Origin of the sequence: Algoriphagus jejuensis (assembly GCF_039523455.1) — a bacterium.
Classification (GTDB): domain Bacteria; phylum Bacteroidota; class Bacteroidia; order Cytophagales; family Cyclobacteriaceae; genus Algoriphagus; species Algoriphagus jejuensis.
The window spans coordinates 62,510-83,253 of sequence record NZ_BAAAFI010000009.1 but is presented as its reverse complement, the minus strand read 5'-3'; the positions used below and the strand labels follow the sequence as shown (position 1 = coordinate 83,253).

Below are 20,744 nucleotides of genomic sequence, written 5' to 3'. Positions count from 1 at the left end.
TTCCACTTCAAAAACCAAATTTTCTTTAGTTCAACTGCTCGACATCGAAAAACTAATTTCTAGGCAAAACCAACTGCCAAAATATTCATTCAGTGAATAAAATATCTTCAACTCCTTTCAATCGCCTACTTGGAGTCTGGAAGACATCCGGGCAAATCCTGTCTAGTAACCAAACTTTGACTCTGAGTGGAACCGACAGCTACGAACTAATCCTTGACGGGAATTACATCCTGCACAGGGCTGATGTCCTCATGGGAAACGAGAAGAGTGAGACGTTTGAGATCATTGGAATCCCCAAATCTTCCACCAAAACGGAAATGAGGTATTTCAACTCAAGCGGAGAGAGCGGCGTCATGACAGGCCAGATCGAGGGCAATGATTTCCTGATCGGAGGAGACGGGATAAAGTTCGTTGGAGAGATCAATGATGCAAACACCGAGGTCGTCGGTAAATGGTTCCGGCAGTCGGAAGAGAGTACTTGGAGTGAGTTCATCAAATTGAGGCTGGAAAAGCAAAATGATCTCTGACTAAATCCATCTGTCAATACGCGAACATCAATACGTTAAGAGGCTTTTTTCTTCTTTTTGTCCCACCAGATATACACCCCGAAGATCACCATACTTGCCAGCGAGCCCCAGAGCAACCCGCTCTTCAGTGAATCGGTATTTGATCCGGTAAGGGCGAGTAGAAGTACGACGGGTGCAATACCGAGTAGAGTAGCCAGAATAAATTTCCAGTACTGCATCTGCACCATGCCTGCCACAAAGCTGATTGCGTCATTGGACAGAAATGGGTTGAGGCGGGTGATTCCTACCGCCCAGAAACCATAATCTTGAACGAATGAGCTTACATTCTTCTCCGTTTTCTCTCCCAAAAGACGTGTTATAAATCTGGACCCGACAAATCTCCCGATAAAATACCCAACCGTAGCAGCAGTCAGCACGGCGAAAAAACTGATCACCGAGCCCCATACCGGCCCGTAAGCAAGCACGGCTACGATCATGATCAACGTCGTGGGGATAACTAACAGAAACATTTGCATGACCATGGCGAGAACCAGCGAAATCGGCCCGAACCAACCGAAGCCTTCTACCCACGCCTTGATGCGTGCTTCATCATCGCTCGTAAGTACGCTCCAGGCATCTTTGAAAAAATGATTGACAGATGGGATCGTAAAATAACATACCACTAATCCTGCGATTAAGAGAAGGGAAAGATAAATCGGTAAGTTGCTTTTTTGGGGGGTAGTATCGGGACTTAATCCTTTCATATTTTGGCATCAATGTGGATCTCCGTACGCTGCGTTTTAAACTGGGTGACTGAGTGAGATTTTGTCTATCCTCAGTAGTCTGCTGTTCTGCTGATTAATTACCTTCGAAAGGTACTTGGTTACCTTATTCCGCCACCTTTTCCCTCGAAAGATTGAGAATCAACTTCTTCAGATCGCTATCAACTTTATCGGGCTTTGATTGACGTTTTCACCTAACGATATTTTCTCTGAAATATCGTATGGCCTAACCCTCCGAAACAGTATATCCACCAATAAAAAAGCGGGTGAAAACACCCGCTTTGTAAAAAGATCAGGCCATCTCGACCTGGGTATTTTTGGACTGTTTGGATCGACTTGGTTTTTTCTTTTTTCGCTTGTTCCACCAGATCAGCGTGCCGGTGATCGGCAGTGAGGTGGCAATGAGACAGGCCACAAACCATATAAACTTAGAAAATTGCCCGAAGATCTCTCCGGTATGCAGGGACTTGACAGAACGACCGATTTGCTGGCGAACGGGGAGATCGGAAAACAGCTTCGCTTCCTTTACTTCCAGACTCGCCGGATCGAGTGTCAACTGATCTGAACCGGATTTTGCGAAAAACCCCGTCCGTGCTTTGCTCACAGAAACATCTCCTTTTGGCTTATTAGGCAATGAGATCCTCAGATTCCCCTCGTAGGATAGCGTAGAATTACTAGCTGCAACCACCTCATCAAAGGATATAATTTCTTTTGCGACAGGCTCTTCCTCTGCGGCTTTTTCCACTTCATTGCCCCCACGGCCTTCTGGTCTTCCACCGGCATTTCCGTTAGGACCAGACTGAGCTTGATAGATATCCCAGGTTTTTTGCCAACCTGTTCTGTACCACTCGTAGGACCAGAATGGTCCCGTGACTGCCATTACAAACAAAATAATCAGGGAATAGAACGCCAAGGTATTATGCAGGTCATGGTTGACGCGCTTCCAGTTGCCAGACCATTTGATTTTCAAACCCTGTTTCCAGCTTTTCACTTTTTGCGGAACCCAGATAAACATTCCGCTCATCACGCCAAATAAAAACAGCAAAGTAGCGACTCCATTGATGAATCTGCCAAGATCTCGGTTGCCCATAGACTCCAGTATGGGCTCCTCGATCCGATCCAAAAGTAGCCAACGATGGAGGGAAAACATATAGCCCATAAATTCTTCCGCGGAGGTTTTCTCTGGACTGATGGTGAGGATTTCTGCGGTGTAAGGATTGACATAATAGGTCGCCGGACGCTCAGCCCCTTCTTCCTTCACCTGAAACTGCACCGTTCTGTCATCGTCTTGATATACATTGGCGCCGACGACTTCGGCAGATAGCTCGGTTTCGACGACGGTCTTCAGTTCATCCAACGATTTTTTTTGCCCAGTAACCTCTACAAAATAGCGCTCAGAATCAGCCCACTCCCGGATTTCTGTATTGTAAACGTAGATGGTGCCACTTAGGCAGACCGCAATCACAATCAACCCACAGGTAAGGCCGGCATATAGATGAAGATCTACTAAAAAATTTCTGATTGATTTCCACATAGCACACTATTTTAAATTGGAACAAATCTAAACAACAGTTTTATTTATTTAGATTCGATCTAATAAAAATTTCAACGCAGACCGAAAATCTTTTCTTGCTATCCTGTGTTTTTCCTTCGCAGCCCCTTTTGAAAAGCTTCAAGCCCATGCAATTCCGATGTTTTCCAATGCTTCGGACGACTTCCGATTCGGGTTTACTGGCGAATCTCCTCCGTTTTGGTATCTTTCTTGTCTAAAATCACCCAAATGAGAACCACCCGAGGCTACCTCCTTATTCTATTGGCTTTTGCATTTGCCTGTGGGCAGGAAAAAAACACAGCCCCAGATCCTAGATTGGATCAGCCGGCAGCATTCCAACAACTGCTGAATTCCCATGGTGATTGGAGCAAATGGATCGATGCCAGGGCTTTTTCTTTTGCAATGGTCCATGAGACCAACCTGGACTGGGAAAATCACTACATCAACCTGGCTGAGCGCAAAGTGAGGATCGATGCCGACACCTGGCAAATCGGAAATGACGGAGAAAAAGTCTGGATCAGCCCAAACCGTCAGGCTTTTCAAGGGCGATCCGTCCGATTCTATCACAACCTCTATTTTTATTTCTTCTCTATTCCGTACGTCTTTACTGATCCGGGGGTCAAAGTCGAAAAAACCGAAAACAAGCTGGTCGACGGACAGTCATACGGGGCATTCCAGGTAAGTTTTGAGGATAATGTCGGAGATAGTTCCGGAGACATCTACTATATGCTAATCGATGAGGATACCGGCAGACTGGCTTGGGTGCTGTACACCGTTACATTTTTTGACAAAAGCAATACCCGGATGAATGCACTGAAATACGAGGACTATCGAGATGCCGGAGGTTTGGTTTTCCCAAGAGTCATGACCGGCTATCAGTTTGAAAATGACTCAACCAAGAAAATCAGCTACCAGGTGAGTTTCTCAGACGTCCTTCTAGTAGATGAGCCGATGGACGACGACCTTTTTGCAATGCCTGAAAAAAACGCCGTTGTAGCCAACTAGAGCCGATTATCTGCCCTGATGGAGGAGCTTCATTTCTACTCGGGTAATCAACGCTGAACCCGAATCGCCCAAGAAAGTACCCTGCACTGGCATGGCTCGCGCGGGATCGGGATGCGAGGCCAACGGAATATAGCAATGGTCTGTCAGCAATCCCAAGCTAGGATCAAGCCCCACCCAACCCGCTCCAGGAAGAAATACCTCTAGCCAAGCATGAAGCTCATGGCCTGTAGCCAAATCCGGATTAAACGCATACCCGCTCACAAATCGAGTCGCCAGCCCCAGTTCTCGGAGCATTTCCATCTGCATTACAGCCAGGTCTCGACAGGAGCCCTCTCTCTCAGCGAAGGTAAATTCGGCACGCCAGATGTTCTGCTCCAAGCGGACCAGATACTTCCATCCCAAATTAATTTCTTTGGTCAGCGTAACCAGAAAATCGATAAGGCCAAGCGACTGGTTTTTAATTCCCAGTAGAAAATCCCTAAACACCGCGTCTCCCTTGTCAGACAAAAATGGGATAAGGAATGCGGTCTTCTCCTCGTAGCTAAACTCAAACTGCGCATTACTCCAGCCCTTTTCCTCAAATTCCTTGTCAATGATAAACCCAAAGGGATTGAAACTCTGAAGCTTGAATATCCACTCTCCTGTAATCTCCAGTCCAGATGTATTGCCGGTAAACCAGCATTGTTTGTACCAGTTACCGGCTAGATCCTGGCGAAAATTATTTCCTTCAGGTTCAGGATTAACCTGAAACTTTTGATGCTCAATTCTGAAAAAGGGACGGTGCTGGGGAATCAGGTATAGCTTGTGGATTCCGAGAAAAACTTCCGAACTGTATTCGTACTTAGAATGGTGCCAAATCTGGATCAGCATGCTTCAGGAATCATCGTGTACTCTTTTAAAAGGTTTACTAGTTAGGCTTGCAATGGATAAAGATTCATCCAGGCCTGCTCTGCTGTTTTTCAAATCGTCTATTCTGCGAACTTTTCAACGCATCGTCTAGATTCCAAACGAACCCGGTAACTAGAAAGAATCGAATATTGATGGGCATCCGGTTTTTTGGTTTTCTCCCATGCCTGAATTTCAGGACTGCGATTGAGACTGTGTCTCGGGCTTGTAGACGTTTTCCTCTTTGGCCCTAAAATAGTTGACGTCAATAAGGTCAGAAATATGGTTAATTTTTAGTTGTACTGTATCCAAAAATTCATGAAGGCCCAACACTATTATATCATCGACCTCTGCGTACTCTAAGCGGGAGCGCAACTCACCAATTGATTTTTCGACAACAGTGATTGCTCCATCCGACGTATTGCCGGAGATGCAGCGTAAGCATCGCTCGGCCTCCTTGAGGCAATAGAAAATTGATCGGGGAAAATACTTGTTCAGAAGCATAAACTCCACCACTCCCGAGGGGTCAATATTGCCGTACAATCTACGGTAAGTATTGAAACCAGTCACTGACTTGAGCAACGCCATCCAATGGAGAAAGTCCAGTGGAGAACCCACTTCGTAGGTCGACGGAAGCAGAATGTGATATTTCACATCAAGAATCCTCGAAGTCTTGTCAGCCCGCTCCAGCAACTGTCCCAGCTGCCTAAAATGCCAGCCCTCCGTTCTGGCTACCGTGGCATCTGCCAATCCATATAGGAGCAAAATCTGGTTTTTCACAGTCTCAAAAAACTGCCTTGGGTCTTCTTTTTTCCAAATTTTCTTTTCGAGTCCCTCTCTCAGCATGTAATAGAGCTCGTTGCACTTTTCCCAAGTCTCTTTGCTGAGATTCTCGCGGATGATCCTCGCGTTTTCGCGGGCCAAGGTCACCGAGCAAAGCATCGAGTTCGGATTGTCCTCGTCAAAAGTCAGGAAGTACATTACCTGATTTCGCTCGAAACCTTCATATTTTTTTTTGTACAAATCCAGATCTCCTGTGGCTGCTACCAAAGGAGCCCACTGCTCCTTCAAATCCATGGGGAGATCCTGCATCAGATTGAAATTGACATCGATGAAGCGGGCGTAGTTTTCCGCTCTTTCCAAATATCTTCCCAACCAATAAATGTGATTAGCTACACGACTTAGCATATGTTTTCAGATTAATTGTATAGTACCCAAGTATCTTTACTTCCTCCGCCTTGGGAGCTATTTACAACCAAGGAGCCTTTCTTCAGTGCCACTCGAGTTAATGCTCCAGGGATCACTTCGATATCTCTGCCATAAAGGATATATGGCCGCAGGTCAACGTGTCGACCTGTGACTCCCTCATCAGTCAGGCAGGGTACGGTAGAGAGCGAGAGGGTCGGCTGCGCAATATAATTGTCCGGATTGCTTCGAATGAGTTGCCGGAATTTATCGTGCTCTTCGGTGGACGCTTTAGGGCCGATGAGCATTCCGTAGCCACCAGCTGCATTGGTCTCCTTTACCACCAGCTCGTCAATGTGATCCAGCACGTACTTTCTATCCTCTTCTTCGCGACAGAGATAAGTCGGTACATTATTCAAAATCGGTTCCTCATCCAGGTAGTACTTGATGATCCGGGGCACATAGGCATAGACCGCCTTGTCATCTGCGACCCCTGTACCCGGGGCATTGGCGAGACCGATGTTGCCGGCCTTATAGGCTTCAAACAACCCCGGGACACCCAGCATAGACTTGGCGTTGAAAGTGAGCGGATCTAGGAAGGAATCGTCAATGCGGCGGTAAAGCACATCGATCTGTTCCAATCCCTTGGTAGTTTGCATGTACACCTTCTTATTCTGCACGACCAGATCCACGCCGTTGACCAGTTCGACCCCCATCTGCAGTGCCAGATAGGAATGTTCAAAATAAGCCGAATTGTAGATTCCGGGCGTCAATACTCCCACCACAGGTTTCGGTTTGTTGGACAGGAATTGAAGCATCTTAAGCAGCTTCATTGGGTAGTCAGACACCGGCATCACTCCTTCGTCATTGAACAACTGCGGGTAGGCGCGCTTGATGATCTCGCGACTTTCGAGCATATAGGAGACTCCAGACGGACAGCGAAGATTATCCTCCAGGATGTAATATTCGCCATTTTTGTCCCGCACCAGATCGGTTCCGGTAATGTGACACCAAATCCCTTTGGGGGGCGTGAGGCCGATACAGGGCTTGAGATAGTCTTTGGAACCCAAGATCAATTCCGAAGGAACAACGCCATCCTTCAGTATTTTTTTCTCATTATAGATATCTTGGAGAAAAAGGTTGAGCGCGTGAATCCGTTGTTTCAGGCCTGCCTCTAGTTTTTTCCACTCCGAATTGGGAATGATTCTGGGAATGATATCCAGATGAAGGATCTTTTCGAGTCCCTGATTATCGTGGTAGACATTAAAGGTCATCCCCATAGACTTCTGTGTCTTGTTGGCAGAAAACTGAAGCTGATTCATCTTCTTCGGAGACGCTTTACTCAAGTAATTATAAAACTCTGAGTAGTGGCTTCGTATGTTGCCATCTGGAGTGAACATCTCATCATAGTGTTCGCTGCTGGCGTATCCTTCTGTCTTCATAAGCTTGGAATTAATTCTACAGTAAGATAAAAAAGAAACTGGAAAATCAAATATTTTCAAAAAAATCTGATTTTTCTATTCATTTATAACTTCAATAAACCGATTTGATATAATATTCCCAAAAATTCAGGCAAATATTAACCTAATACGCAAAAAGTCACTCCAAAGCGAGGGCATGCCTAACCAGTGACTCTTCCGAACCTGAATTGATCATGATCATAAGTTTGTCTCCAGACTTCAGTTCAGTACCACCGTTGGGAGTGATGAATTTATCGTTTCTGTTGACCAAAACAATCAGGGAAGTCTTGGGGAAATTCAATTCAAGGATTTTCTTGCCGTCCACCAGTGATCCTGGAGGAAGTATCACCTCGACTAAGGCATTTTTAAAATCCTCAGAAAGTTCCAAGTCCAACAGACTTTTTCTCTTCAACCCCTCTGGGACGGCCAAGTGAAGCCATCCTGCAACCTTGGCAAGCGTAGTCGCCTGCAGTGCTACTGAGGTAATGACAATGAAAAAGACAATGTTAAAGATCAGATTGCTCTGTTCCACTCCTGCAATTAAGGGGAAAGTAGCAAAAACAATTGGAACCGCCCCCCTCAGTCCTACCCAGCTGACAAATAGCTTTTCCCGGTTTTTGTAGTTAAAAAAAGACAAGGAGACCCATACGCCGAGGGGTCTTGCGACAAACATCAGAAAAACCGCGATAACGAAACCGATGCCGACCACAGGTAAGATCTGAGAGGGAAACACCAGCAGCCCAAGAGTCAAAAACATGACAATCTGCATCAGCCACGCGATTCCGTCAAAAAACCTGATGAGACTTTTGTGGTGGAGCATCCGGCTTTGGTTCATGGTAATAGCACTCAGATAGACTGCCAAAAAACCATTGCCTCCGATCAAATCTGTCAATGTATAGACCGACACCACCAAGCCCAGCATCAAAACCGGATATAAGCCTTCGTATTCCAAATTGATCTTGTTGATCAGAAAGACGATTCCTTTTCCAAGCAAATAACCTGCTGCAGCTCCAAAAAACATCTGCTTCAAAAACATTGGAATCAAATCCACCGGGCTAAACCCCTCCAAACTCAGCCAGGAAGTCAATCCAATCGTGAGGAAAAATGCCATAGGGTCATTGCTTCCCGACTCAAACTCCAACATCGGTCGCAGGTTACCTTTGAGGCCAATACTTTTGCTTCGCAAAATGGAAAAAACAGCTGCTGCATCTGTAGAAGAGACGATCGCGCCGAGCAGCAAACCTTCTTTCCAGCTCAAGCCAGCCACCAAACTTGCGAACAGCCCCACTGAAACCGCCGTAAGCAAAACTCCGAGAGTGGAGAGCAGCAGCCCAGGCTTCAATACTGGCTTGATCGACTCCCATTTGGTGTCCAGACCTCCGGAAAACAAAATATAAGTAAGTGACAATATTCCCAGAAACTGGGTAATTCCTGGGTCGTCAAAGGCGATCTTTCCAACTCCATCCGTACCGGCCAGCATTCCGACCCCCAAGAACAGCAGCAGGACTGGAATCCCCGCTCTTCCGGCGGTTTTGCTGGCCAAAATGCTGAAGATCAGCAGGAGTGAGCCAATCAAAAGAATATTTTCAATAGTGATTTGCATCAAAAAGTTCGGGTTAAGGGGAACTATAAAGAAGGATCAATTGCAAGAAGTGAAAAAAATCGCAAAGAAATTGGTTCCGAAAACCTATTGGAATAAGTTACTTTTGAACATGCCAAAAAGACTGTTAGAAATAAAAAATGCATCCTGGGTAAAGAGAATTACAATCTGGAGACAGATCAAGGACGCGTTGTTCATCGGCCTTGGGGTCGTGATGGCGAGCATAGGTCTGAAAAGTTTTTTATTGCCCAACAATTTCTTTGACGGAGGCGCCATGGGTATGTCGCTGCTGTTGGAAATCCTGACCCCACTGGATCTCTCCATTCTGATCCTGTTGGTCAATTTACCGTTCATCTACCTCGGTTATCGGCAGTTGTCTCTAGGCTTTGCAATCAAAAGCACCATGGCAATTCTGGCCTTGGCACTCTTGGTTCATTTCATCGAAATGCCGGTAATTACGGCCGATAAATTGTTGATCGCGGTGTTTGGTGGATTTTTTCTTGGTGCGGGCATCGGCTTTGCCATTCGTGGCGGAGCAGTGATAGACGGCACAGAAGTCTTGGCTATCTCAGTTTCGCGCAAATCAAGCCTCACGGTTGGAGACTTTATCACGGTGTTCAACGTCTTCCTGTTTATCGTAGCAGCGATAATGGTGAATCTGGAGACGGCGATGTATTCCATGTTGACCTATTTTTCGGCTTCCCGCACGGTTGATTTTTTGATCAACGGGGTCGAAGAATACATCGGGGTTATGATCATTTCGGATTTTTCTGATGAGATCAAGACCAAAATCACGTATGATCTAGGCCGAGGCGTGACGGCATTTAAAGCCGATGGAGGATTTGGGGAAAAAGCTAAAAACCCGGATAGAAACGTACTCTTTTGCGTCGTGACGCGACTGGAGATTACCAAGATTCAAACTGAAATCGACAAGATCGACCCGAGAGCTTTTGTGATCCAATACCCGATCAAGGACACCAAAGGCGGCATGATTAAAAAGCGCCCACTACATTGAGCCAGTTGTTTGTGGATCAGAAACGTTTTTTTCACTTCAGGCAGCCAAAATTCTCGAATCACCGAAAGAAACCCGGACGTTCTTATAACTCAAATTACCACTCCCATGTACATCCATCCGATCAACACTTGGCAAAACGAACCTGAAATCATCGAGTTCATTCAAAAGAATGCGTTTGCTACTCTTGTGAGTCAAGTAAACGGGCGACCCTGGGCTACGCATATTCCATTCGTTTTTGGCCAAAACGCCGAAGGAAACCCGACATTGGGCTCCCATATCGCCAAAGCGAATCCGCAATGGAAGTCAATCATGAACCAAGACGAGGTTTTGGTGATCTTCCAAGGACCTCATGCTTACATCTCCTCTTCGTGGTATAATCACGAAAACGTCCCAACTTGGAACTACCTGGCCGTTCATGTTTATGGCAAAGTCCGAATCATCGAAGGCGGGGAACTGATGGCGCATCTGAAGTCGCTGGTAGACGTGTATGAAGCCGGCCGGCCAAACCGAGTCAGCGTCGAAACCCTGTCAGCCGACTACGTACAAAAGCAAGTTCGCGCTTTGGTGGGTTTTGAGATCACGATCGAAGAAGTACAGGCCAACGCCAAACTTTCACAAAACCGAGACGATGTCAACTACCAAAATATCGTTGCCAAACTGGAAGAATGTCCTTTTCCGATGGAAAAAGAAGTAGCGGCAGAGATGCGAAAAATCAGAAAATTGTAGCTAGTCTATCTTTCGTCAACTAGTTGCAAAAGAACACGATCAGTGATAAGTGATTGAAAAACGAGCTGAAATTATCGCTAACTTTTAGACATCATTTTTAACTCATTTTTACCATGACAAAAGAAGAAATAAAAGCCAAAGCAGCTGAAGCACTTGCCGATGCGAAGTCAAAAATCAAGGAGCTTGATGCAAAGAAAGACGATCTCTCCGCTGAGCTGAAAGAGGAGTTTCAGGAAAAAGTCGATGCACTGAAGGCAAAGAAGGATGCGCTCGAAGCCAAGATTGACGGCATCGAAGATGACGCTGAGGACAAATGGGAGGAAATAAAAGACGTCCTCGGAGATTCGCTCAAATCATTTAAGGAAGGATTCGCCAATCTCGGAAGGCTATTTGACTGAAAAATCGTTTCAAGGAATCAACCCAATTAGCTCAGACTCTAAGCGAAAGCCAGGTTTTCCTGGCTTTTTACTTTTTCGCAGGATTGAGAATAGTCTGAGCCGCGCCTCCAGGTATCGTCAGCAACATTCCTTCCTTGGTGCCATTCCAGATCAAATGAAACGGTCCACGAAGTCGGTTACGCTCTGTACTATACTCAGGCAGGGTGTAGTTGTTTTCACCGGGCATATTCGACTCTTTCAACAGGATATTGGCGACAGTCGACATAACCTTGTTTTTCTCCTGAGACTCTTTCTTGAAAAGATTGAATTTCAGGTCGGTGTAGTCAAAGACAAATTTATTGGTGGCTTTCATCGAATCCGCCTGCATGTGGAGAGATAGCCGATGCAGATCTCCGGATATTATCTCCCCGTTCATAATCGGGTTTAGGATTTCGTTGATTTTGGAGAGCGGAAAATCAGTGAGTTCGACATTGAGATCAAATTCATCTCTGCTATAGGGAATGTCAAAATCTATTACCATCGATCCGGCACCGTTTATTTTCGCAGTAAAATCCCCTTCGAAAAGGTTTAATCTGGACTGGTATTCGGGAATAGAGGTGATGTTGACAAACTGTCCATTCAGATGATCCAAGTGAAACTCCCAAATCTCATCCGAATCCGGCACGGCTTCGCTGTAAATAACGCTGCTATGCAAGACACTCAAAGTGTCTAGTTTTAGCGGGAAAGGGATTTTCATGACCATTCCCTGAAACAGTGGCTTGATATCGTCATGCGGTCTCGGGAGATTTTTATCCCTAAAGTCTTTTAAAACCAACCCCGAAAGCTCTAGCTTCCCTGCCCTGACATCCGGATCTGAATACAGGTTGCTATTGGCCTCGAGACCTGAAAATCTCATCGAATCCAGCTCAAATTCGATCAAATCAATCTGATACTCCATTTGACTCGAGGCAGCTTTGAACCCGTCCGGAAACTTCAAGGACAATCCTACAAGCGTCAGCTCCTGAGTCCTCGTATCAAACTCCACCTTTCCGACCGAAAAGCGCTGCGAATTGGGCAACTCGTGATCCATGCCGTCAATCGAAATAAAAATCCTCCCGTAATCAAACGGAATAGGCTTTTCCCACTTCAGTGAGTCTGTTTCAAGCTCCGAAGCGAGAATATTTAAATTATTCAGAGTTCCGATTTGATCCCCGTTCTTCATCAGCTGGACACTGGCTTGGCCAAGTTCAAAATTTTCAATCTTCCCGCGCGAAAGGATATCACCAAAAAGGTTCTTGAGTCCTTCACCGGCTCTTTCTTTATCGGGATTTTCCTCAGGGACGTAGACCACGAGTAGAGGCTCCACAAAAACGAGCTCTTCCAGCACCAACTCTTGATGAAGAAAAAGTCTCCATAGGTTGAGCTTGTTCAATGCCACCTGCTCAACCCGCCCATCTACAAAAACCCCTTTTTTTCCACCGACAGGACTGATTTTTACCTCTTCGATAAAAATCACCCGACGGATATAGTTAAAGTCCACCTCTTCGAAGTTGATATCGTAGGTACGGTCTGGATTAGCGTTAATCAGTGATTCTAGGTTTTCGTTGACCCAGTTTACTCCTACATAGACCGCCATTCCTGCTAGGGCTAAAAGTGACCCAAAAACGATCGCGGCTATTTTTAAGATCTTCATTTCAGCCCGGCTTTGTTAAAAACTCGGCAAAAAGATTCAAATCGAACTGTTTTCGGTGATTGTTTTTCCATTTCAAAAATTCTGTTTTTGCTGTTTAGCGATGAGTTTACTTTGCAATAAATTTTCAGGAATCCACACCAACAAACTATCTATTTCTTGTTGCTTTATGATTTATGGCGGCAGGAGTAAAACACTATTTTATACATTTGGCTATGAAGCAATTTCTTTTCGTCTTGACCCTAAGCTCCCTGCTTGCATTTCCACTTTCCGCTCAGGAGATCAAAATCTTAACCTATAACATCCTCCATGGGGAGCGAGCCGACCGTCCCTCAGTCTCCAATTTAGAAGAAATTTCCAATCTCCTCATTCAATTGCAGCCAGAAGTCATTGCGCTGCAGGAGGTCGACAGCATGACAGCGAGGTCGTCGCGGTTCAATGAAAAGCCGATTGACTATGTCAGCCAACTGGGTGAGCGCAGCGGATATCAAAGTTATTTTGGCAAAGCAATGGACTATGACGGAGGCGGATACGGAGAAGGAATCTTGGCAAAAAGCGGAACCAATTACCATACCATCAATCTGCCCATCCCGGCTGGCGGTGAACCTCGGGCGATGGCATGGGTAAAATCAATGGCCAAAAACAATCTGGAGTTTTATTTCGGTGCTACCCATCTATGCCATCAATTTGAGGAAAACAGAATAGCCCAGGTGGATTCAATAATCGCGTATGCAGACTCGCTGGACAAGCCGGTGATCTGGGTTGGGGACTTGAATTTCACCCCTGATTCTCCGGAATATCAGCGAATCCCGGAGCACTGGAAAGAAGCCGGTGCTGAGGCGGGAAATCCTCAAAACACTTACGGAACACCAGAAAATGGTGGAAGAATCGACTACATTTGGTATGATTCCCGCAAGTTTGAATTAGTTGATTACAAAGTACTGGATCAAATTTCTTTCTCAGATCACTATCCCGTCTGGGCTGTACTCAGACCAATCAAAAATCCCAAGCAATGAATAAATCAAAAACTTACCTCCCAATTGTAGCTTTGTTGCTCCTGCTCGTAGCCGGCTTCACGGCTCTTAGCGCAAATAGACCTACCAAAACCAAATGGATTTCACTATTCAACGGAAAAGACATTAAGGACTGGTCGATTAAAATCCGCACCCACGATTTGGACGAAAATTTTGCAAATACCTTTCGGGTAGAAGATGGCTTGATAAAAGTGCGGTATGACGGATATACCCAGTTTGAGCAACAGTACGGGCATATTTTCTACAAAAAACCATTTTCCTACTACTTGCTGCAGGTTGAATATCGCTTCGTCGGTGAGCAATGTCCGGGAGGCGAAGGTTGGGCTTTGAGAAACAGCGGTGCAATGCTACATTCTCAAGATCCAAAGACGATGCTTAAAGATCAAAATTTCCCGATCTCCATCGAAGCGCAGTTTCTTGGCGGCAACGGGAAAGATCCGCGAACGACCTGCAACCTCTGCACCCCCGGCACAAACGTCGTGATGGCAGACACACTTTTCACCCCGCATTGCATCAACTCCAGCTCGCAGACCTACCATGGCGATCAGTGGGTGACGGCAAATTTCATCGTTTTGGGAGATGAAGAAGTCCATCATCTGGTCGGTGTCGATACCGTTTTCAGCTATTTCAAACCACAAATCGGCGGAGGCAACGTAAGCCCAGTCGATCCTGCGGTAAAAATTGACGGCATGCTGTTGAAAGAAGGCTACATCTCACTCCAAAGCGAAAGTCATCCGGTCGATTTTAGACGGGTAGCAGTCGTGGACTTAAGCGGGATGAAAGGAGATCGGAAAAAGATGAGTGAGGCAGTCGCCGTTGCTTTGTCAGAAAAGTAAAGTTATCCTGCTTCTCCAGAAGCAGGATTTTTCAAAGTGGGGATTAGCACCACCGCGGTGAATCGTCCAAAACAATAAAGCCACAGATACACTGATTAAAGCCGTGTATCTGTGGCAATTATCTATTCAGATCCTGGTTAACCCATCGCTGGCTTTTACTACCAAGTCATAAATCCGCCAGATCAGACCTTAGCTATTACACTCTAACTTTGGTTGTACCGCCGCCTTCCAGCGTGATGGGCACAGGCTTGTTGGTTTTCCAGCTTCCACCTGTGAAATCAGGAATGTCAATCGAATTGGAGCGATTGGCTACTGACCACTCACTCATCGGCGTGATGCAGCTCCAAGTGGCGGCATCGTACACGTCCTGATCCAGTGGCAAACCATTTCTCAGGCAATCGATCAGCCTCCAGTCCATCATAAAGTCCATGCCTCCGTGACCGCCGATCTGCTTTGCGAGCTCACCGACTTTCTGCACGATCTCCGGCGTGTACTTCGCCTGCAATTCCTTCATTTCATCGTCCTTCAGCCAACCATGGCCTTTGGCTACTTTTTGATCGGGATACTTTTGGGCGTAGCCCTCCGTGCCGCTGACCACATGCAATCGGGAATAGGGTCTCGGCGAAGTGACATCGTGCTGAATCATAATCGACTTGCCGTGGTTCGTCTTCACCACGGTGGTATTCATATTTCCCCGGAAAGACTTGGAAGCATAAGATCCAAAAAACGGATCGGTCGCAGCCAATTCCTCCGCCTTGGCTTTCATCTGGAAATCATTCGTGGACAGAGACGTCAGGTAGTCCATCTTGTCTCCTCTGTTGATGTTCAAAATCTGGCAGATCGGACCCAAGCCGTGGGTTGGATAGAGGTTGCCGTTTCTGAAGTTTTCCTTCAGTCTCCACATATCCTGATAGCCGTCTTTGTTAAAATTCAGGGCCAGCAAATCGTGGATATAGGCCCCTTCCACATGCAGAACTTCTCCGAAATACCCCTCGCGGGCCATTCTCAGCGTCATCAACTCGAAAAAATCATAGCAGCAATTTTCCAACTGCATGCAGTGTTTTTTGGTGCGTTCGGATGTTTCGACCAGTTGCCAGCATTCTTCCAAAGTACGGGCAGCAGGCACCTCTACAGCCGTGTGTTTGCCTGCTTCCATGGCATAGACAGCCATCGGCACGTGCCAATCCCAAGGTGTTGCGATGTAGATCAAGTCCAAGTCCGGACGGTCAAACATCTTCTTCCAGGAATAGACGTTTCCTGAATAAAGCTCGGGATTATGAGGGGTACCTTCCAGAGACTTTTTGGCTTTTTCGGCCTTTTCAGGACGCAGATCACACAGCGCTTTGATCTCAACTCCTTCAATCTTACTGAGACGATCCACCGCTCCAGGACCTCTTTGCCCCAAGCCTACAATCCCAATGCGAACAGTTTCGATTTTTGGTGCAGCAAAGCCACACATGTTAAAGGATTGGACCCTGGAGGCGCCATATTTCGCCTCCATGGGCAGGGTTTGAAAATCACCGGCCAATGCGCTACCGGCCCCGAACAAGCCTAAACCTGCCAAACCGGTGGACTTCAAAAATTCTCTTCTACGATTCATAGCTATCTGTATTTTTTTTGGTTTTGCGAAGGCTATTTAACAAAAAAATAAATGAAGTTCGTACCTATGCGCAGAAAGCACATAAAAAAACCGGAAGCAAATGCTCCTGTTTTCAAGGACACCCGTCACCAAAGCCTTTCAACTTTCTACTTGAACTCAGACAATCGTGCCTTTCGATGCAGTGTAAAAGCCCAATACGCTGTAAAGCCGGCAATTGCACACCATGCTAATTAACACCATAGTTCCGACGAAAACCAAGGTCACAATCTCCCAAAGCCGGTGACGACTCCGGAAAAGTAAATGCTGTTCAGGACGGAGGCGATCAACAAGCGAACGGATCTATCTATCCTTCCCATGTTTATCTTCATGATTTCTCTGTGTGAACTGGTGAAAAAGCAAATTCAATTAGATACCGACAATTCTAGATTTGAATAGGTTTCCGATCTGCGACAAAAGCCACACAGAACTTTGATTTTCAACTGGATGTGAAGTACTCCTTCATTACCTTTTCGGCGGCTTTACCCTGAGGAGTGAAATCAGGTTCTCGATCGTGTTTTTCAGGAAACCATTTCCAAAAAAACACACCAGCCAGCCATTCCTTTTTCCAAGCTGTTTCAAAAAATGCTTCATAACACAACGCCTGAACATCCTCGGAAAATTCGATTCCTTTGCGTTCGCTCGGCCAAACCCAGGGTTCGATTGCCGCATCAGCCGTATTGCAATAGCCAATCTCCGTAAACAAAACGGTTTTTTTAAATTTCCTCACTACTCTCTCCACCTTCGGCAGGTGAGCTTCCCAAGAGTCTTTTAATTCTTCCAAACTTGGATGATGGCCTTTGGCCAAAGGAAAATAAGCCTGCACGCCAATGTAGTCCAGCGCGTCCCAGAATTTCACCTTTTCAAATTCCGTGAAATTTGCGGCATAGGTGATCTTGCCGGAATAAACCTTCCTGACTTCTGCGATCACATTTCTCCAGTCTTGCTCCCGCGTCGAGGTCTTCTCCAACTCAGTACCAACGCACAGCATCGGCATTTTCAACTCTTCTGCGAGTCGGGCGTAGTCCAAGATGAAATTCTGGTAATTGGCAAACCAAGTCTTCCAATCCTCCTCCGACTCCATCTCAATCTCTCCCACCCAGCCACTTCGGACCCAGAGGTGTGGCTTCAGCATATTTTTGATGCCGTAGCTGGCTGATGAATCCAGCGTCACCTGAATCCCACGAGGAGTCTCACCCCACCAGCGCTTGTCGTTACTCAAGTCCCAATTGATCTGGGGGTTATTTTTTTCACTTTGCCAGCCGAAGGGAGTCTGGGAGAGAGCATTTGCACCAGTAGCGCTCAGTGCCAAAAATTCACCTCCCCGAAGTGCTTGCCTACTGCCGACCCAGCACACGCCTTTCCATTTTTCGGTGGCGACCACCAAGCTTTCGACAGGGATGAAAAACCACACCAAAAAACTCAAAGCGATCAAGCCGACGGTACTGAAAAGATATTTACTAGACCAAGGCTTCATCGGATGGGGTTTGGGTTCTTGTCTTAGTTAGGTAGCGGTTGGACGGTGATATTTTCGAGATTGATCTCGGACAGTACCTCCAGCTTTCCTGCAAGGTAAAGTTCTTGCATCATTTCCACAGGAATTTTTTCATCAGCAGGCTTGAGGTTCAGGTAGTTTTGAAAAATAATCCCGCCGACCTCCGATTTCCCGCTGACCTCCCGCATTCGCAAGCCCCCTCCGTCGGTATGGTAGCTGTACGCCATGTATTCCATAAGCGAGTCCTCGGTGCCAAACCAATAGAGAAACTCATCTTCGAAATGTTCTCCCCCGCCTTGCTGCGCAAAAGTCACTTTTACCATATTGTACTTTTTGCCCTTGATCTCAGTTTCGCCTAGAAATGTCTTGACCGCCGCGTCGTCATTGAGTCCGTAAGGCAAAAAGGCAAAATAGGCGACTGAATTGACAGATCGGGAGAAAGCGCCGATTCGTTCTTCGGTCAGTGTATCGATTTTCACGCCGTTGACGGTGCGGACAAAGCCGGCGTTGTTCAGCACATCTTTGACCGTACCGGTTGAGTCGCTAAACTCGCGGATGTATTCGAAAGCTGAAGGTGTCTTGTGGATCGTGTAGTGTTTGTCCCGGAAATCAAACTCGATCTGTGAGCCTGCAAAGTTCTCGCCGCCATGCGCTTCAATGGATGCATCGACGATTTTCTGGGCGTCTGATCGATGATCACAGGCGGTGAACTGAAGGGCTAAAAGAAAGAAAAAGAAGTAGAAGGGTAGTTTCATAGGGAAAGAAAGCTTGAGACTCAAGATAGTAGACTTAAGAAATCGCTGATCAAAGATTGGTCGGCAGTTGTCAAAAGTCGGGATTTATCTGGCAAAACGATTAAAGTTCGATAGAGACCTGTCGTCCGTGGTCTGTCGACTGTTGGCCTAAAATCAATCGGCAATGACATAGTCAGTATAGCTATACTCCGCTCTGAGGAAAACCTTTTTGCCGTTTTCGTCGACTCGCCAGCTTTCACGGATCCCCTGAAGTCGTAGCCCATCGGCCTCCACGAAGCTCAGGTTATAGATTAGACTTCGATGATCGTTCGTCTGCACTTCGTTGGCTACCAGCATGGCAGAATTGGGATCAAAGTAAAAGTACCAAACATCCGTGCCCGGCCCATAATCGACTCGGATGACTTCCACCAGCTTCCCGTTTTCCAAGGTCTTTTGACCTTCATAGGTCAATTTAGCCGACTCATCCATCAGTTTCCAAGGTTGTGCCACCGCATAAAATGCAGCGTCTAGGTCTTTCTTTTTCGAAGCCAAAAAACTTGGGTTTTTCACTTCATTCGCTCCCATTAGGTAGTGCATTAGCGATCCATCCCAAGTCACGACATGCACCAGGCTATCCTTTGTCCAGGTCATTTTGCCTTCAAAATAAGGCTTGAACCGAAACTCCATCTGCTGAGTAATTTCGCTTTCGACCGACCCATCTTCATTGATCAACTTTGTCCATTTGCGAAATTTCAGACTGCTCATTTCCTCCCACTTGTCTGCTCCGCCATGGGCTTCCATTGATTTTTGAAGCAGCGCATGGGCTTGTTTTTCGGGATTATCCCCGCAGGAAAATTGCGTCAACAGCACGACGCCTACCAAAAGACGAATCAGCGATTTCATGACTTTAAATTAAGCTTTGATTTTGGGAGAAAATAATCCAGACAGATGCCTCCAAGTACTAAAAGGTACTCAATCGTGAGAAAAAGCGGACCTTCTGCTACAATCGCACCGCTATAAGCTCGATACGAAAAGATCGCCGCAAAAGACCATATCACAAAAGTACTCCGGCCTGTCAACATGCTCAAACCAAAAGCGGGAATCAGGTACCAAGGATGCACCACTGGCTGCAAAACCAAGTAAACGAGGTAGATTAATACCCACAGGTCCACCAGTTCGGGAAGGGTGCTCGGTTTCTTTTTCCAAGAAAAATAAACCACCAATCCCAAGGTCAACACACTCAGCATTTTGCTCAACATACCGATAGTATTGTAATCATAGATCCAAAATCCGACCTCCCGAAGCAGGTAATACACCGAGGCATTGAACTCAAATTTACCCTGGTACAAAGTCAAACTCTGGAAGAAATTCATCCAGGAAGAATCCAGCAGCAGCCAAAAGAAGCTGACTAAAACCGCGACTAAACTCCCAAACCAGAACAGCGTGTTCTTTTTAGTCTCAGGGAAAAAGACAAATGTCGGAAGCAAGAGTAGTGGCAATAATTTAACTCCGATTGCCAGCCCCCAAAAGCTCCCCGCAGTAGAGGGTTGCTCGTTTTTCAGCGCCAACACGGTCGCCAAAAGCAGGAGCAAAACTAAACCCTCGAAATGAAGGTTTGCCGTGATTTCCAAGATCACGAGCGGATTGAGCCAGTATAGCCAAAGGAGTTTTTGCGGTAGTTGGAAGGCAGTCAACAGTTTAAGAAACAGCATAAAAACACCGATCTCCCCCAAAAGCAACAGCAACCGAAGACTGATGATCCCGTTGGCAAGCAAGCCATTGGCAGCTTTGGCAGAAAGCCAAAATATACCCTGATTTAAGGGCGGATAGACGGAATAGTACTCCGGAGAGTTGAGTAGCGGAAAGAGCTGCTTGAGGATCGGTGAGGATTCCAGGGGGTGATTTTGAAGGAATTCTGCAGGTGTTTCAGCATACGGATTTTCGTTGAGCCGAAGGATTTCTCCGTCCCAAAGGAAGCGCGCATAGTCTTCAGACCACTGCGGAATGGCCAGGAAAAGCGAAAACCGTAGCAAAAGTCCAGCGATGAAAATAAAGAACCAGGGAGTTTTTTCTTCAGAAAGCCCGAAGATCAAAAACATCAACCCAAAAAGAATCACAAAAAGCCCCAAGGTGGATCGAAAGTCGGTTCGTGGTATCAGGTTCCCCAAAAAATACACACCTGCCAGCATCAAAATGACTAGCATAACCTGAACGGCAAGCTTCATC

20 protein-coding genes are annotated in these 20,744 nt (G+C 46.3%); 7 read left to right on the top strand and 13 right to left on the bottom strand.

Annotation, left to right across the window (positions count from 1 at the left end):
- Positions 1-92 precede the first annotated feature (92 nt).
- Positions 93-527, top strand: a complete 435-nt coding sequence (locus ABD031_RS10550) for a hypothetical protein (protein WP_343851154.1) — start codon at positions 93-95, stop codon at positions 525-527.
- 35 nt (positions 528-562) lie between these two features.
- Here the strand turns inward: ABD031_RS10550 and ABD031_RS10545 are convergent, their stop codons facing one another.
- Both ABD031_RS10545 and ABD031_RS10540 read right to left on the bottom strand, forming a co-directional pair.
- The gene (locus tag ABD031_RS10545; protein ID WP_343851152.1) at positions 563-1,189 is read right to left on the bottom strand and encodes a TVP38/TMEM64 family protein; all 627 of its coding nucleotides are present in this window, start codon (positions 1,187-1,189) and stop codon (positions 563-565) included.
- Positions 1,190-1,580: 391 nt separating this feature from the next.
- A complete protein-coding gene (locus tag ABD031_RS10540) occupies positions 1,581-2,822 on the bottom strand; it encodes a PepSY-associated TM helix domain-containing protein (RefSeq protein WP_343851150.1) in 1,242 nt (413 codons plus the stop codon).
- Between the two features lie 246 nt (positions 2,823-3,068).
- On the opposite strand from ABD031_RS10540, the gene ABD031_RS10535 reads away from it, so the two are divergent.
- A complete protein-coding gene (locus ABD031_RS10535; RefSeq protein ID WP_343851148.1) occupies positions 3,069-3,845 on the top strand; it encodes a DUF6503 family protein in 777 nt (258 codons plus the stop codon).
- A 6-nt stretch (positions 3,846-3,851) separates the two neighbouring features.
- Here the strand turns inward: ABD031_RS10535 and ABD031_RS10530 are convergent, their stop codons facing one another.
- From ABD031_RS10530 to ABD031_RS10515, 4 genes are all read right to left on the bottom strand, one after another.
- The gene (locus tag ABD031_RS10530; RefSeq protein WP_343851146.1) at positions 3,852-4,715 is read right to left on the bottom strand and encodes a transglutaminase family protein; all 864 of its coding nucleotides are present in this window, start codon (positions 4,713-4,715) and stop codon (positions 3,852-3,854) included.
- Between the two features lie 210 nt (positions 4,716-4,925).
- Complete coding sequence (locus tag ABD031_RS10525) at positions 4,926-5,918, bottom strand: alpha-E domain-containing protein (RefSeq protein WP_343851144.1); 993 nt, start codon at positions 5,916-5,918, stop codon at positions 4,926-4,928.
- Positions 5,919-5,929: 11 nt separating this feature from the next.
- A complete protein-coding gene (locus ABD031_RS10520; RefSeq protein ID WP_343851142.1) occupies positions 5,930-7,357 on the bottom strand; it encodes a circularly permuted type 2 ATP-grasp protein in 1,428 nt (475 codons plus the stop codon).
- 157 nt (positions 7,358-7,514) lie between these two features.
- On the bottom strand, positions 7,515-8,978 hold the full coding sequence (locus tag ABD031_RS10515; RefSeq protein ID WP_343851140.1) for a potassium/proton antiporter: 1,464 nt from the start codon (positions 8,976-8,978) through the stop codon (positions 7,515-7,517).
- A 49-nt stretch (positions 8,979-9,027) separates the two neighbouring features.
- Here ABD031_RS10515 and ABD031_RS10510 point away from each other — a divergent pair, with 49 nt between their 5' ends.
- From ABD031_RS10510 to ABD031_RS10500, 3 genes are all read left to right on the top strand, one after another.
- Positions 9,028-9,990, top strand: a complete 963-nt coding sequence (locus tag ABD031_RS10510) for a YitT family protein (RefSeq protein WP_343851139.1) — start codon at positions 9,028-9,030, stop codon at positions 9,988-9,990.
- Positions 9,991-10,095: 105 nt separating this feature from the next.
- Positions 10,096-10,716: an FMN-binding negative transcriptional regulator gene (locus ABD031_RS10505; RefSeq protein ID WP_343851137.1), complete on the top strand. Its 621-nt coding sequence runs from the start codon at positions 10,096-10,098 to the stop codon at positions 10,714-10,716.
- A 113-nt stretch (positions 10,717-10,829) separates the two neighbouring features.
- Positions 10,830-11,114 (top strand): sll1863 family stress response protein, encoded by a 285-nt coding sequence (locus tag ABD031_RS10500; protein ID WP_343851135.1) that lies wholly within the window; start codon positions 10,830-10,832, stop codon positions 11,112-11,114.
- 67 nt (positions 11,115-11,181) lie between these two features.
- On the opposite strand, the gene ABD031_RS10495 is transcribed toward ABD031_RS10500, so the two are convergent.
- Positions 11,182-12,786, bottom strand: a complete 1,605-nt coding sequence (locus ABD031_RS10495; protein WP_343851133.1) for a hypothetical protein — start codon at positions 12,784-12,786, stop codon at positions 11,182-11,184.
- Between the two features lie 212 nt (positions 12,787-12,998).
- On the opposite strand from ABD031_RS10495, the gene ABD031_RS10490 reads away from it, so the two are divergent.
- Positions 12,999-13,799 (top strand): endonuclease/exonuclease/phosphatase family protein, encoded by an 801-nt coding sequence (locus ABD031_RS10490; RefSeq protein WP_343851131.1) that lies wholly within the window; start codon positions 12,999-13,001, stop codon positions 13,797-13,799.
- The gene (locus ABD031_RS10485) at positions 13,796-14,653 is read left to right on the top strand and encodes a 3-keto-disaccharide hydrolase (RefSeq protein ID WP_343851129.1); all 858 of its coding nucleotides are present in this window, start codon (positions 13,796-13,798) and stop codon (positions 14,651-14,653) included. Before ABD031_RS10490 ends, ABD031_RS10485 begins: the two co-directional genes overlap by 4 nt.
- A gap of 196 nt (positions 14,654-14,849) precedes the next feature.
- Here ABD031_RS10485 and ABD031_RS10480 read toward each other — a convergent pair whose 3' ends face one another.
- The 6 genes from ABD031_RS10480 to ABD031_RS10455 form a co-directional block, all read right to left on the bottom strand.
- Positions 14,850-16,253, bottom strand: a complete 1,404-nt coding sequence (locus ABD031_RS10480; RefSeq protein ID WP_343851127.1) for a Gfo/Idh/MocA family protein — start codon at positions 16,251-16,253, stop codon at positions 14,850-14,852.
- A gap of 260 nt (positions 16,254-16,513) precedes the next feature.
- Positions 16,514-16,621 (bottom strand): YgaP-like transmembrane domain, encoded by a 108-nt coding sequence (locus tag ABD031_RS10475; protein WP_343851125.1) that lies wholly within the window; start codon positions 16,619-16,621, stop codon positions 16,514-16,516.
- 107 nt (positions 16,622-16,728) lie between these two features.
- Positions 16,729-17,766: a glycoside hydrolase family 113 gene (locus ABD031_RS10470; RefSeq protein WP_343851123.1), complete on the bottom strand. Its 1,038-nt coding sequence runs from the start codon at positions 17,764-17,766 to the stop codon at positions 16,729-16,731.
- Positions 17,767-17,789: 23 nt separating this feature from the next.
- A complete protein-coding gene (locus tag ABD031_RS10465) occupies positions 17,790-18,539 on the bottom strand; it encodes a DUF6503 family protein (protein WP_343851121.1) in 750 nt (249 codons plus the stop codon).
- Positions 18,540-18,692: 153 nt separating this feature from the next.
- Complete coding sequence (locus ABD031_RS10460; protein ID WP_343851119.1) at positions 18,693-19,421, bottom strand: DUF6503 family protein; 729 nt, start codon at positions 19,419-19,421, stop codon at positions 18,693-18,695.
- The gene (locus ABD031_RS10455) at positions 19,418-20,722 is read right to left on the bottom strand and encodes an MptA/MptB family glycosyltransferase (RefSeq protein ID WP_343851117.1); all 1,305 of its coding nucleotides are present in this window, start codon (positions 20,720-20,722) and stop codon (positions 19,418-19,420) included. The genes ABD031_RS10460 and ABD031_RS10455 overlap by 4 nt, the downstream gene beginning before the upstream one ends.
- Positions 20,723-20,744: the final 22 nt, after the last annotated feature.

What these genes read in the sequence shown, in the direction of transcription:
- ABD031_RS10475 (WP_343851125.1), bottom strand. Translation starts at nt 16,621, where the DNA reads ATGAAGATAAACATGGGAAGGATAGATAGATCCGTTCGCTTGTTGATC.
- ABD031_RS10495 (WP_343851133.1), bottom strand. Translation starts at nt 12,786, where the DNA reads ATGAAGATCTTAAAAATAGCCGCGATCGTTTTTGGGTCACTTTTAGCC.
- ABD031_RS10520 (WP_343851142.1), bottom strand. Translation starts at nt 7,357, where the DNA reads ATGAAGACAGAAGGATACGCCAGCAGCGAACACTATGATGAGATGTTC.
- ABD031_RS10500 (WP_343851135.1), top strand. Translation starts at nt 10,830, where the DNA reads ATGACAAAAGAAGAAATAAAAGCCAAAGCAGCTGAAGCACTTGCCGAT.
- ABD031_RS10490 (WP_343851131.1), top strand. Translation starts at nt 12,999, where the DNA reads ATGAAGCAATTTCTTTTCGTCTTGACCCTAAGCTCCCTGCTTGCATTT.
- ABD031_RS10480 (WP_343851127.1), bottom strand. Translation starts at nt 16,253, where the DNA reads ATGAATCGTAGAAGAGAATTTTTGAAGTCCACCGGTTTGGCAGGTTTA.
- ABD031_RS10515 (WP_343851140.1), bottom strand. Translation starts at nt 8,978, where the DNA reads ATGCAAATCACTATTGAAAATATTCTTTTGATTGGCTCACTCCTGCTG.
- ABD031_RS10530 (WP_343851146.1), bottom strand. Translation starts at nt 4,715, where the DNA reads ATGCTGATCCAGATTTGGCACCATTCTAAGTACGAATACAGTTCGGAA.
- ABD031_RS10540 (WP_343851150.1), bottom strand. Translation starts at nt 2,822, where the DNA reads ATGTGGAAATCAATCAGAAATTTTTTAGTAGATCTTCATCTATATGCC.
- ABD031_RS10455 (WP_343851117.1), bottom strand. Translation starts at nt 20,722, where the DNA reads ATGCTAGTCATTTTGATGCTGGCAGGTGTGTATTTTTTGGGGAACCTG.
- ABD031_RS10535 (WP_343851148.1), top strand. Translation starts at nt 3,069, where the DNA reads ATGAGAACCACCCGAGGCTACCTCCTTATTCTATTGGCTTTTGCATTT.
- ABD031_RS10525 (WP_343851144.1), bottom strand. Translation starts at nt 5,918, where the DNA reads ATGCTAAGTCGTGTAGCTAATCACATTTATTGGTTGGGAAGATATTTG.
- ABD031_RS10485 (WP_343851129.1), top strand. Translation starts at nt 13,796, where the DNA reads ATGAATAAATCAAAAACTTACCTCCCAATTGTAGCTTTGTTGCTCCTG.
- ABD031_RS10460 (WP_343851119.1), bottom strand. Translation starts at nt 19,421, where the DNA reads ATGAAATCGCTGATTCGTCTTTTGGTAGGCGTCGTGCTGTTGACGCAA.
- ABD031_RS10465 (WP_343851121.1), bottom strand. Translation starts at nt 18,539, where the DNA reads ATGAAACTACCCTTCTACTTCTTTTTCTTTCTTTTAGCCCTTCAGTTC.
- ABD031_RS10470 (WP_343851123.1), bottom strand. Translation starts at nt 17,766, where the DNA reads ATGAAGCCTTGGTCTAGTAAATATCTTTTCAGTACCGTCGGCTTGATC.
- ABD031_RS10505 (WP_343851137.1), top strand. Translation starts at nt 10,096, where the DNA reads ATGTACATCCATCCGATCAACACTTGGCAAAACGAACCTGAAATCATC.